A 12,204-nucleotide genomic window follows, 5' to 3' on the forward strand; every position below is an offset into this window, starting at 1 on the left:
CCAGCGCCATGAGCTGTTCCTCGTCGTACTTCTCGACGAACTCGGCCTGCCCGCCGTGGTGATCGGCGGCGAGCCGGACGAACGGCACCCGGGTCCTTCGCCGGTGTGGGCGGACGACGCGGGTGCGATGGCGGCGGTGGCGGACCGCCGGTAGGCGCTGGGCCGTCTGTCCCAGGACAGCGTGGGGTTCGGCCGCACGGTGGCACGGGGACCGACCGCCCCGCCGGTGGGCGGCCCGGCCCACACGGTGCGGGTGCCGGGGCTGATGGGGCGCGAAGAGCACGGGAGCGGCGCGGGACTCGGCGTAGACCGGACCTGGTCTCCGGTGGCCGACGGGGTCACACTGGACCGTATGCGGCTTCGGGGCACCGCCCACGCGGCCGCCGGACTGCTGCTGGCCGTCGCGATGGGCTGCACCGGCGGTGGGGACGACGACGCGCCACAGGCCTGGCCGGCACCGGCCCGCGCCACCGGAGAGAGTCCCCGCACCACACCCACCCCCGCTCCCACCCCGGTCGACCCCGTGTCCCTCCCGGCCCTGATGCGGCGCGAGCACACCGGCTCCGGACTGCGCCTCGGCGCGGTGCTCGACCGCACCTCCGCCTACACCCGTCACGCCGTCACCTACGAGGCCAACGGCCTGACCGTCTCGGGGATCATGAACATCCCCGAGGGCGAGGGCCCCTTCCCGGCGCTGGTGCTGGCGCACGGCTACATCGACCCCGACGTGTACGTCAGTGGCCAGGGCATGCCCCGCGAGCAGGACCGCCTGGCCCGCAGCGGCTATGCCGTCCTGCACACCGACTACCGCAACCACGCCCGCTCCGACAAGGACCCGGACAACGACGTGAATCTGCGCCTCGGCTACACCGAGGACGTCATCGGCGCCGCCCTGGCCCTGCGCGACTCCGGGCGTCCCGAGATCGACGGCGACCGCATCGGCCTGTTCGGCCGGTCCATGGGCGGCGGGGTGGTGTACAACACGCTGGTCGTGGCGCCGGGCCTGTTCGATGCGGCCGTCGCGTACGCCCCGGTCAGCGCACGACCGGAGGAGAACATCGACCACTTCCAGCGGTCCGACGGCGACCCCGTCGTGGCCGAGATCGAGGACCGTCACGGCACGCCCGAGCAGAACCCGGCCTTCTGGCGGGGTGTCACGCCCCTCAGCTACGCCGACCGCGTGACCGAGCCCCTGCTGATCCAGCACGGCACCGCCGACGACACCTGCCCGCCGGCCTGGTCGCGGGAGGCCGCCGCCGCCTTCGAGAAGGCGGGCAAGGACGTCGAGCTCCGTGCCGTCCCCGGCGAGGGGCACACGTTCGGGCCGAAGTGGGCGGCCTCGATGGACGTCACCGAGGCCTTCCTCGAGCGGCATCTGCGCTGAGCCGGCCGCAGCAGGGCCCCTCCCCACGCATCGTCCCTGTACCGGCATCGCCGGTGATCTCGACGCACGGTCCTCACCGGGTGCACAGTTCTCCGTACGTACTCGCCAGTAAGCCCGTCCTTCCGCATCCCGAGGAGCTCTAGTGACCACCTGGGCCGGCCGCACCGCCACCGAGATAGCCGCCGCCGTCCGCGAGAAGCGGGTGACGCCACGCGAGGTCGTCGCCGAGCACCTCGCCCGGATCGAGCGGCTCGACGGCCGGGTGGGGGCCTTTCGCGCGGTGCGCGCCGAAGCGGCCCTGGTCGAGGCCGACGAGGTGGCGGCGCGCGGCGACGTGGACGAACTGCCGCTGGCGGGGGTGCCCGTGGCCGTCAAGGACAACCTGGCCGTGCGCGGCGAGTCCCGGCGCGTCGGCTCGGCCGCCACACCGGACACACCGGCCGCGCGGGACCATGTGACGGTGGCCCGGCTGCGGGCGGCCGGCGCGGTGGTCGTGGGGCTGACGAACGTGCCCGAACTGTGCGTCTTCGGCACCACGGACGGTGTGCTGGGCATCGCCCGCAACCCCTGGGACCCGTCGCGCTCGGCGGGCGGTTCGTCGGGCGGCAGCGCGGCCGCCGTCGCCGCCGGGATGGTGCCGATCGCCCTCGGCAACGACGGTATGGGCTCCCTGCGCATACCGGCCGCCAACTGCGGTCTGGTCACCATCAAGCCGGGGCGGGGAGTGGTCCCGACCGGCGACGGGGACAGCACCTGGTTCGGCATGTCGGAGAACGGGCCGCTGGCCACGACCGTCGAGGACGCCCGCCTGATGTTCTCCGTCCTCGCCGGCGTCGAGCCCGGCCCCGGGCCCGGTCCCGGTGTCCTCAGGGTCGCGGTGTCGCTGCGCAGTCCGCTGGCCGGCGTCACCATCAGCCGCCCCTACGCGGCGGCCGCCCGGGACGCGGCCGGGCTGCTGATGAGGGCGGGCCACCAGGTCCGGCGCGCCGATCCGCCCTACCCGATGTCCCTCGCCACGACCGCCCTGGCCCACTGGACGGCGGGCACCGCCGCGGACGCCAAGCCCCTCGACCCCCGGCTCCTGACGCGACGCACCCGCGTCCACGCCCGGCTCGGCCGGCCCTTCCTGCGCACCGTGAGCTCCGGGGCGAGCCGGGAGCGGCTGATCCGACGGCTGGAGCCGTTCTTCGCCGAGCACGACGTGCTGCTCACGCCCGCGCTCGCCCGCCGCTCCCCGAAGGCCGGGCCCTGGCACGAGCGGGGCTGGCTGAGCAATGTACTGGCGAACACGAACCACTCCCCCTTGACGCCTCCGTGGAACCTGACCGGCTGGCCCGCCATGTCCGTGCCCTGCGGGACGCTCCCGTCCGGTGCCCCGTGCGCCGTGCAACTGGTGGGCCGCCCCGGCACGGAGTCCCGGCTCCTGGATCTGGCCGCGCAGTTGCAGGAACGAAACCCGTGGCAGCGTACGGCGCCGATGAACTAAGGTCGGCCGGGTGACTGCCGGGTCGGCCGTAGGCCATGCACGAGTGAGGCGCCCGGCCTCGGCGTGAGCGCGGCGGGGGTGACCCCGCCCGGGCCCGCCCGAGAGCCGGAGAGGGCACGCGCCCCGCCTCTCGTCTCCGTGTCTTCATCCCCGCGCCCCTCAGCGGCGCTTCACCACGGACACCGAGACCGGAGACGAATCCACGCATGTCCCGCACCCAGCACACCTCCGAACTGCCGACCTCGATCGCCCACCTGAACCACACCGCCGTCTACGCCTCCGACCGCCGGCTGTCCGCGGAGTTCCTCGCGGCCGTCCTGGGGCTGCGGGTGGGAGCCCCCTTCGGCCCGTTCCTCCCCGTCGACCTGGGCAACGGCGTGACCCTCGACTACTACGAGATGACCGGCGAGCCGATCCAGCCGCAGCACTACGCGTTCCTCGTGCCCGAGGAACAGTTCGACGGCATGATCGACCGTCTGGAGGCGCTCGGCGTCACCTACTACGCCGACCCGAACCACACCCGGCCCGGCCGGGTCAACGACCTCTTCGGTGGCCGTGGCGCCTACTTCGACGACCCGGACGGCCACAACATGGAGATCATGACCCGCCCGTACGCCCGGCCCTGACCGCCTCCCAACGGGACCTTCCGGGTCATCACCCGGTGGTGCTTGCCGAGGCGGCGGCTCCGTTCGAAGCCCTGGTGCTGGTGCGTGATGCGGGGCAGGTTCGGAGGGAGGGCGGCCCGAACCCGCACCACCCGACGCGGTTCTGCCCGTCGTGGACGAGGGCGGCATGGGCGCCACCCTCGCGGACGCGCCGCTCCTTCGCGAAGCGGTTCTGCTCCGGGACCTGTCGCGGCTCAAAGCCCTCGGGTGGAAGGCCCTGCACCGGCAGCCGACCCGCGCCCTGGTGCCGCTCGACCAGAGCGGCGAAATCCGGCCAGGAGTCCGCGTCCAGGGACCGTGTGCGAAGACCGGTCGCGGGTCTCCTTCGGTGCTCTACAACGCCCGGTGCATGATGTGCAGCCCCACCCTGCCGTGCCGGGGGTGGTCGAACGCGTCGGGCACGGTGCCGAGGATGGTGAAGCCGAGGGAGGTCCACAGTCTCACGGCCGGGTTGGTCTCGACGACGGCGTTGAACACCATGCCCCGGTAACCCGCGGCCCCGGCCTCGGCCAGGAGGTGTTCGGCGAGGGCCCGGCCGTAGCCGCGGCCGCACTGGTCGGGGTCGACCATGAAGCCGGCGTTGGCGATACGGGCCGCGGGGCCGCCGTAGTTGGGGGTGAGGTAGGCGGAGGCGACGAGGACGCCGCTGTCGTCCTCGACGACGTAGACGCGTTTCGCCGGGTTCATCCACAGGACCCGGGCCTCCTCCTCGGAGGTACCCGGGTCCCAGGCGTAGGTCTCGCCCGCGGCGACGATGCGGTGCCAGAACGGCCAGATGCGAGGCCAGTCGTCAGCTGTCGCTTCTCTGATCAGCATGGCCGTGAGTCTGGCACGCCCATGCGCTGTGATCGCGCTGGGGTCTGCCCGCGTCAGTCGACGCTGGGCAGGATGTGGGGCTCCGCGAGGTCTTCCTCGTAGCCCGCCAGGCGGATCGGGGCCGAACGGGCCCACACGTCGAGGCTGCCGAGCTCGTCGACCCGTCGGCCGGCGCGCTCGCCGCGTTCCTTGGGGCGCTGATCGCGATTCGTCTTCTCCGGTGTCACCGCGCACTCCTTATGTGTCGGTCACCCTCGGGACGTACGCGCCGGTCCTGCTGCGCCTGACGCCCGCTCGGGCCTGTATGCCAAATGCAGTTCGGACGCGGTGGCGCCGGTCGACTCACGGGAGAGCAGGCCGTGGTGAACCGGCTGGTCCCACGACGGACCATGGGTGTGGGTAGGACCCCGTGGTGCTGTCCGTCCGCATCAGACTAACCAGATGAGCGGGGCCCCGCTCGATGGGGCTGGAAACAGCCGGTAACAATCGCGCGTCACCTGTCGTTCAACTGGCGTTTCCGTACGGGTTTGCAGCCAGAAGGGCGTTTTACGAATCACTCGAACGGCGTATGTCGGCGACGGCGTTTTCCAGCCGTCGCACGGTTCGAGTGCCGTCGGCCGAGTCGCGAGCCCGTCGCCCTGCTCCGCTGCCACACGGGCAACGGCCGCCTCGCAGCTGTGCGTCTGCCGGGCCCCGGGTGCGCCCGGGACCACACCCACCCGCCGGCCGACGACGCCCTCCTCGCCCGCGCCAGGCATCCCAGGAGGACCGCACGGCCGGTTCCGGCGCCCCGGGCCTTGCGAGGACCGGGCCCTGGAATGGCTCGCGCCCTCAACGCCCGCCTCCGAGGCATCGACTGACGGGTCGTCACAAGGCGAGCGCGACTACCACTTCCCGGGCGCGTAGTCCTTCATGAAGACCCCGTACAGGTCCTCCCCCGCCTCGCCCCGCACGATCGGGTCGTAGACCCGGGCCGCGCCGTCGACCAGGTCGAGCGGCGCGTGGAACCCCGCCTCGGCGAGACGCAGCTTGTCGTAGTGCGGCCGCTCGTCGGTGATCCAGCCCGTGTCGACCGATGTCATCAGGATGCCGTCGGTCTGGAACATCTCCTGGGCGCTGGTGCGCGTGACCATGTTCATCGCGGCCTTGGCGGCGTTCGTGTTGGGGTGGCCCGCCCCCTTGTAGCCACGCCCGAAGACGCCCTCCATCGCCGAGACGTTCACCACGTACGCGCGTCCGCTCGCCGCCTTCTTCGCGGCCTCGGCCATGGCCGGCCGCAGCTTGCTGATCAAGATGAACGGCGCCGTGTAGTTGCACAGCTGGGTCTCCAGCAGCTCCACGGGCGAGATCTGCTCGATCGTCTGCACCCAGGTGTTGGAGTCGACCACGTCGGGCACGAGCCCGCCCGCGTCGATCGCCGTGCCGTCGAGGTGCCGCTCGACACTGGCGTTGCCCGCGACCAGGGCCAGGTCGGCGACCTGCTGGGCGTCCAGGCCGCTGGTCCCGAGGGGCAGCGCGGCGATGCCGTCGACGGCTCCGGAGTTGAAGGCGCCGATGACGTGGTGGGCGGGCAGCTCACCGGCGGGCAACGGTGCGCTCTCGCCCTCGACCAGCGCGGCGTAGGCGGAGGGCAGGCGGCGCACGGTCTGCGTCGCGTTGTTGACGAGGATGTCCAGCGGACCCGCCTCGGCGACCTGGTCGGCGAGGGCCACGGCCTGCGCCGGGTCGCGCAGGTCGATGCCGACGACCTCCAGGCGGTGCATCCAGTCCGCGGAGTCGTCCATGGCCTTGAAGCGGCGAATGGCGTCCTTCGGGAAACGCGTGGTGATCGTGGTGTGCGCGCCGTCGCGCAGCAGCCTCAGCGCGATGTACATGCCGATCTTGGCACGGCCGCCGGTGAGCAGGGCGCGCTTGCCGGCGAGGTCGGCCCGGACGTCGCGCTTCTCGCGGTTCACGCGGGCGCAGTCGGGACAGAGCTGGTGGTAGAAGTAGTCGACTTCCACGTACCGGGACTTGCAGGTGTAGCAGGAGCGCGGGCGCTGGAGTATCCCCGCGATCCTGCCCTCCTCGGTGTTCGACGACGGCAGCAGGCCCTCGGTCTCGTCGTCGATGCGCTGGGCGGAGCCGGTCGCGGTGGCCTCCGTGACCGCCTTGTCGTGGGCGGTCTTGGCCGCCCGGCGCTCCTGGCGGCGGCGCTGCTTGACCGTGCGGTAGATGCCGGCCGTGGCCCGGCGCACCGCGATCGCGTCCGGGTGGTCGACCTCCAGCTTGTCGAGTTCCTCGAGCACGCCGAGGCAGACGGCCAGCCGCTCCGGATCGATGCCGGGTCCGTACGAGAGCCCGCCGGTCTCGTCCATGGCCTGCGGGCCGTCCTCTGTCACCGTCATCGCCGCTGTCGTTCCCTGCTCTGCCGTCGCGGCGCGCCGGTCGCGCCCGCTTTCGAACGGCGAATTTTACGGAGCGTCGGGCCGCACCGCCAAACTCGCCTTGATCACGACCGGCAGACCTTGATCAGCGTGGCCACCTCCTTCGAGACGGCCGTGGCGAACAGATCGAGGTCAGGGACCGCCTCACCGTCGGCGACGAGGCCGTAGTGGACACTCCCCCGGTAGGTGGAGACGGCGACCGCCAGGGAGTGGCCGGCGGCCAGCGGGGCGAAGGGGAAGACGGCCGTGAGCGGGTGGCCGCCGAGCTTCAGGCCCAGGCTGGGCAGGGGCACGCTGGTCACCAGGATGTCGAACCAGAGCCGGGCCGCCTGGCCGACCAGGGGGCCGCCGAGCCGGTGGGCCAGGGCGGGGACGTGGTCGGCGAGCAGGGCGACAGCGCCCGCGCCCCGGTTGGGGCCGGCATCCTTGTTGCGATCCATGGCGTCCCGGACCGAGGCGAGGCGTGCCAGCGGGTCCGGGTCGTCGACCGGAAGCCGTATCAGGTACCCGGAGAGCCGGTTGCCCTGCGGGTAGGCGGTGCGGGGGCGGCGCTTGGAGACGGGGATCAGGGCGCGGGGCGCGACGTGCTCGCTGCCGTCGCCGCGCTCGTCGAGCCAGCGGCGCAGAGCGCCCGCGACGACCGCGATGAGCACGTCGTTGACGGTGCCGCCGACGGTCTTGCGGACCCGGTGCACGTCGTCGAGGTCGAGGACCACTCCGGCGGTGCGGCGGGTACCGCTCGGCTCGCAGGTCAGCGCGGGGGTGGAGCGCACGTCGAGGCAGGAGCGGGCGACGGACGCGCCGATGTCCAGGGCTCGGCCCAGGTCGGACAGGGCACCGCGCATCATCCCGGGCAGGTCGCGCACGTCGGGAAGCAGGGGACGCGGGGGTTCGGCGGGGCGGGGCCGGGGCGCGGGCATGTCCATCGGGTCCATGACGCCCGCGGCGAGCGTCAGCGCCCGCAGCCCGTCGGCCAGGGCGTGGTGGAACTTGAACAGCACCGCGAAGCAGACGCCGTCCTCGCCCGGCAGCACATGGGCCTCCCAGGGCGGCCTGCCGCGCTCCAGCGGACGCTCCATGAGCCGGCCCGCGACCGCGTGGAAGTCGGCGGTCGGGGCGTGCAGCCGCACATGGTTCAGAGGGTCGAAGTACCGGTCCGCCTCGCGGGCGGCACCGCCGAAGGCGAGCGGCCTGCGCAGGGCGGAGGGCAGCGGCTGCCACACGTCGCGGATACGCATCCGCAGCCCGGGGACACCGGCGGCCCGGGCCGCGAGCAGATCCGCCGCATGGGCGCCCGCGGCGGGTGAGTGAGCCGAGAAGATCCCGAGCGCACCGAGGTGCATCGGGTGTTCCGCGGACTCGATGTTCCAGAACGCCAGGTCGAGGGGGGCGAGCAGGTCAGCAGTCAAGGGCTTGCCTCGCATGGACGACGGGTGGGCCAGCAGTCAACCGCCCCTAGCCGATTACGGTCAAGCATGATCGCGCTACGTACAGTTAACAGCAGATGAAGTCCCGCCCCGGCGAAAGGGGCGGGACTTATGGTGCATGTGGGGCCAGTTCAGCACAGCTCGCGCCGCCGGGCACCCGGTGAGAGTCACCCGGGAGGCGTCACAAATCAGCGTCCGGTGTGCGGCCTTCAGCTTGGCCCTGTGGGGCTTCAGCACCGCCCGGTCGTACGTGAGGAAGCCGTTCAGCTCGCCCTCAATTTGTTGCCGCCCTCGCAGGCCGGCGCCCGGACCTCGTTCGGCTTCGTCAGGTCGTCCTCGGTGCGGGTCGCCGGGTCGACGTCGGCACAGGACTGCCGCACCGACCCGGCGTGGCCGGGGCGCGAGGCCCAGCCGCCGTACTCGCCGCTGCCCACGGCGCGCTCGCCGTCGGGGTGGGGCGGCAGGGCGGGGCTCGGACAGCCGTGCTCGTCCATGAGGTCGCCGGTGCCGCCGTCGGCACCGAGGTCCCGGACCGGCCGTTGACCAGCCGGGTAGGGTCCCAGGCCTTGGCCTGCCCGGCGACCGGGCCCACGTCGTACTGGCCCCAGCCTCGTCGGAGGTCACCCACATGACGACCGACGGGCCGCTGATGTGCTCGTCGATCCGGGCCGCCCCGCGTCAGGTGACCAACTGCCCCTTCCCGAGGGCGATGACCCCGCCCTTGGACACCGTGTACAGCTCCGTGTCCCGCTCCGGGTTGACGCCGATGGTCGCGCCCGGCGGCACCTCGACGTTCTTGTCGAGCACGGCACCGCGCACCACCGCGCCCCGCCCGATGTGGACGTTGTCATGCAGCACCGAGCCCTGCACCACGGCGCCCGGGTCGACCACCACACCGGGCGACAGCACGGACCGGGTGACCTGCCCGCGCACCAGGCAGCCGGCGCTGATGATGGACTCGCTGGCGATGCCGCCCGCGTTGAAGCGGGCCGGCGAGAGCTGGTACGAGTGCGTGTAGATCGGCCAGCTGCGGTTGTACAGGTTGAAGGCGGGCCGCTCGGCGATGAGGTCCATATGGGCCTCGTAGTAGGCGTCCAGCGTCCCGACGTCCCGCCAGTAGCCCTGGTCGCGGGTGGTCTCGCCGGGCACGTGGTTGGCGCTGAAGTCGTACAGCGCGGCCTCACCCCGTTCGGTGAGCTGGGGAAGGATCGAGCCGCCCATGTCGTGCACGGAGGACTCGTCCTCCGCGTCCCGCTTGAGCGCCTCGATGAGAGCCTTGGTGGTGAAGATGTAGTTGCCCATGGAGGCGAACACGCAGTTGGGATCGTCCGCCAGACCGGGCGGGGCCGACGGTTTCTCCAGGAAGCGCTCCACCGTCTGCCCGTCCGAGCCCGGCGTGATCACTCCGAAGGACGAGGACTCGGTGCGCGGCACCCGGATCCCCGCGACCGTCACGCCGGCGCCGCTCTCGATGTGCTGGGCGAGCATCTGGCGCGGGTCCATGCGGTAGACGTGGTCGGCGCCGAAGACGGCGACGTACTCGGGGCGCTCGTCGTAGATCAGGTTCAGCGACTGCAGGATCGCGTCGGCGCTGCCCAGGTACCAGCGCGGGCCGAGGCGCTGCTGGGCGGGCACGGGCGTGACGTAGTTGCCCAGCAGGTTGGACATCCGCCAGGTCATCGTGATGTGCCGGTCCAGCGAGTGCGACTTGTACTGCGTCAGGACGCAGATGCGCAGGACATCGGCGTTGACGAGGTTGGACAGGACGAAGTCGACCAGGCGGTACGTGCCGCCGAAGGTCACCGCCGGTTTGGCACGGTCCGCGGTCAGGGGCATCAGCCGTTTGCCCTCACCGCCCGCCAGCACGATCCCCAGGACCGAAGGACCACCACCTCGCATGGCCGCTCCCCTCACGCCGATTTCCCGATGCCTGCCCCTGAGCAGTACCCACTAAGCCTGTTTGACGATCTCCTCGTAGAGCCGGACCGTGCGGCGGGCCACCGCATCCCAGCCGAACTCGCCGACCGCGCGCTCCCGCCCGGCCTCGCCCATCCGCCGGGCGGCCTCCGGATCACCCAGGACGGTGTCCATGGCTCGGGCGAGGCCCGCCTCGAAGTCGTCGCCGGGCGCCACGAGCAGGCCGGTGGTGCCGTCGTCCACGACCTCGGGGATACCCCCGACCGCCGAGGCCACCACGGGCGTGCCGCAGGCCATCGCCTCCAGGTTCACGATGCCGAGCGGCTCGTACACCGAAGGGCAGACGAACAGGGCCGCATGGGTGAGGAGCTGGATCACCTCCGGGCGCGGCAGCATCTTCGGGATCCAGAACACGCCGTCGCGGACCTCGCTCAGCTGCCCGAAGAGCTCGCGGAACTCCTGGTCGATCTCCGGTGTGTCCGGAGCGCCCGCGCACAGCACGACCTGCGCGGCAGGGTCGATGTCGCGCACCGCGCGCAGCAGGTGGGGCACGCCCTTCTGGCGGGTGATCCGGCCGACGAACAGCACGTACGGGCGGGAGCGGTCCAGGCCGATGCGGTCCAGGGCGGCCGTGCCGTGGTCGGGCCGGTACAGGCCGGTGTCGATGCCGTTGTGCACGATGTGGACCCGCTCCGGGTCCAGCGCCGGGTAGCAGCCCAGGATGTCCTCGCGCATGGCGGCGGACACGGCGATCACCGCGTCGGCAGCCTCGATCGCGGTGCGCTCCGCCCAGCTGGACAGCTCGTAGCCGCCGCCGAGCTGCTCGGCCTTCCAGGGGCGCAGGGGCTCCAGGGAGTGCGCGGTCATCACGTGCGGGATGCCGTAGAGCATCTTGGCGAGGTGACCGCCGAGGTTGGCGTACCAGGTGTGGGAGTGGACCAGCTCGCGGCCCTCGAGGGCCGCGGCCATGGCGAGGTCGACGGAGAAGGTGCGCAGCGCGTCGTTGGCGCCGTCGAGCGCGGACCAGGGCCGGTGGCGACGCACACCGTCGGCGCGGCCCTCGCCCCAGCAGTGCACGTCCAGGTCGACGAGCGGTCTGAGCTCACGGGCGAGGAACTCCACATGGACGCCCGCACCGCCGTACACATCCGGCGGGTACTCCCGGGTCAGCAGTCCGACGCGCACCCGCAACTCCCTGCTCTCAGCGGCCGTTCCCTTTCATGGTCACCCAGAAGGGGCGCGTGGGGAAGAGCGAGGCGGCCGTGTGAAGCAACAGTCACCGCAGACGCCCCCGCCGGGCACCCGGTAGTACAGGCAGCAGCTGCGGCGGCGGAAGGCGGATCCGGTCAGGGTTCCGGCGCCGGCCAGCAGGGGGTGCGCGAGGAGTTCCGCGGTCAGGGAGCGGGCCCGGACGGCGACGTCCGTGCGGCCGTGCCGCCGGGCCCAGCGATCGAGTTCCCGGGCGGCGCCGGCCAGCGCGGAGGCGGCGTTGCCCCGCAGCAGACCCGGCGCGAGACGGTGGTGGGCGCGCAGGGCCGTCGCCAGCGGTACGAGGTGGCCGTGCAGGACGACGTCCGCGACGGTCGACGCGTTGCCGGGCAGGGGCCGCACGCCGGAGAGCCACAGGTCGTCGGGGGCACTGCCGTCGGCGTCCCAGTGCAGCAGCCGGGCGTCGAGGTCGGGGACGCCGCCGTACAGCGCGGCGCAGCCGAGGGCGACCGACCAGAGCCGCGCCGCGAGGCCCTGGTGCGTCACCGACGCGGCCACCCGCGACTCGGGAACGCGCAGGGCGGTCGCGACCTTCCGCACGCGAAAAATCAGGGGATTTACTGACACGTCCGGTGACGCTGTGGCATAGGCCTGTGCGAGAGTGGGAAGGGACCCGGCCGGTGCTCCTTCCGTGCGCAGCACGAAGAAGCCGGCGAGCGGGCGGAGCGCGGCGAGGTCCGGGTCGAGGTCCACGAAGAGCAGTAGTACCAAGTCCCCTAAGGGATGGGACCCGGTGGCCCCCGACCGGAGGCGCCCACCCTGGGGATGACGGGGCTCCCCTCGTACTCCATCGGCAGTAGGACCCAATGAGTGC

General features: G+C 72.3%; 10 protein-coding genes and 2 pseudogenes. 4 read left to right on the forward strand and 8 right to left on the reverse strand.

Annotated elements, in window-relative coordinates; all coding sequences use genetic code 11:
* Positions 1–28: 28 nt before the first annotated feature.
* The 4 genes and pseudogenes from ACIQHQ_RS20755 to ACIQHQ_RS20770 all read left to right on the forward strand — a co-directional run.
* Positions 29–145: pseudogene (locus ACIQHQ_RS20755) on the forward strand (LacI family transcriptional regulator); the annotation flags it as partial.
* A 207-nt stretch (positions 146–352) separates the two neighbouring features.
* A complete protein-coding gene (locus tag ACIQHQ_RS20760) occupies positions 353–1,384 on the forward strand; it encodes an alpha/beta hydrolase family protein (RefSeq protein ID WP_402613359.1) in 1,032 nt (343 codons plus the stop codon).
* Positions 1,385–1,526: 142 nt separating this feature from the next.
* Positions 1,527–2,870: an amidase gene (locus ACIQHQ_RS20765; protein ID WP_402613360.1), complete on the forward strand. Its 1,344-nt coding sequence runs from the start codon at positions 1,527–1,529 to the stop codon at positions 2,868–2,870.
* A 206-nt stretch (positions 2,871–3,076) separates the two neighbouring features.
* Complete coding sequence (locus tag ACIQHQ_RS20770) at positions 3,077–3,496, forward strand: VOC family protein (protein WP_402613361.1); 420 nt, start codon at positions 3,077–3,079, stop codon at positions 3,494–3,496.
* 372 nt (positions 3,497–3,868) lie between these two features.
* On the opposite strand, the gene ACIQHQ_RS20775 is transcribed toward ACIQHQ_RS20770, so the two are convergent.
* The 8 genes and pseudogenes from ACIQHQ_RS20775 to ACIQHQ_RS20810 all read right to left on the reverse strand — a co-directional run bounded on the left by ACIQHQ_RS20775 (position 3,869) and on the right by ACIQHQ_RS20810 (position 12,101).
* Complete coding sequence (locus ACIQHQ_RS20775; protein ID WP_402613362.1) at positions 3,869–4,351, reverse strand: GNAT family N-acetyltransferase; 483 nt, start codon at positions 4,349–4,351, stop codon at positions 3,869–3,871.
* A gap of 53 nt (positions 4,352–4,404) precedes the next feature.
* A complete protein-coding gene (locus ACIQHQ_RS20780) occupies positions 4,405–4,578 on the reverse strand; it encodes a hypothetical protein (RefSeq protein ID WP_102913158.1) in 174 nt (57 codons plus the stop codon).
* A gap of 657 nt (positions 4,579–5,235) precedes the next feature.
* Positions 5,236–6,738: an SDR family NAD(P)-dependent oxidoreductase gene (locus ACIQHQ_RS20785; protein WP_402613363.1), complete on the reverse strand. Its 1,503-nt coding sequence runs from the start codon at positions 6,736–6,738 to the stop codon at positions 5,236–5,238.
* A gap of 104 nt (positions 6,739–6,842) precedes the next feature.
* Positions 6,843–8,186, reverse strand: a complete 1,344-nt coding sequence (locus ACIQHQ_RS20790; protein ID WP_402613364.1) for a wax ester/triacylglycerol synthase family O-acyltransferase — start codon at positions 8,184–8,186, stop codon at positions 6,843–6,845.
* A 165-nt stretch (positions 8,187–8,351) separates the two neighbouring features.
* Positions 8,352–8,867 (reverse strand): annotated as a pseudogene (locus ACIQHQ_RS20795) (glycoside hydrolase family 2); the annotation flags it as partial.
* A 15-nt stretch (positions 8,868–8,882) separates the two neighbouring features.
* Positions 8,883–10,103, reverse strand: coding sequence for a glucose-1-phosphate adenylyltransferase (gene glgC / locus ACIQHQ_RS20800; RefSeq protein WP_402613365.1), 1,221 nt, complete (start codon positions 10,101–10,103; stop codon positions 8,883–8,885).
* 51 nt (positions 10,104–10,154) lie between these two features.
* Positions 10,155–11,306 carry a glycogen synthase gene (gene glgA, locus ACIQHQ_RS20805; RefSeq protein WP_402613366.1) on the reverse strand — a complete coding sequence of 384 codons (1,152 nt, stop codon included), beginning with the start codon at positions 11,304–11,306 and terminating at the stop codon, positions 10,155–10,157.
* Between the two features lie 39 nt (positions 11,307–11,345).
* Positions 11,346–12,101 carry a (2Fe-2S)-binding protein gene (locus tag ACIQHQ_RS20810; protein ID WP_402613367.1) on the reverse strand — a complete coding sequence of 252 codons (756 nt, stop codon included), beginning with the start codon at positions 12,099–12,101 and terminating at the stop codon, positions 11,346–11,348.
* Positions 12,102–12,204: the final 103 nt, after the last annotated feature.

Origin of the sequence: Streptomyces sp. NPDC092370 (genome assembly GCF_044755265.1) — a bacterium.
Classification (GTDB): Bacteria; Actinomycetota; Actinomycetes; order Streptomycetales; family Streptomycetaceae; genus Streptomyces.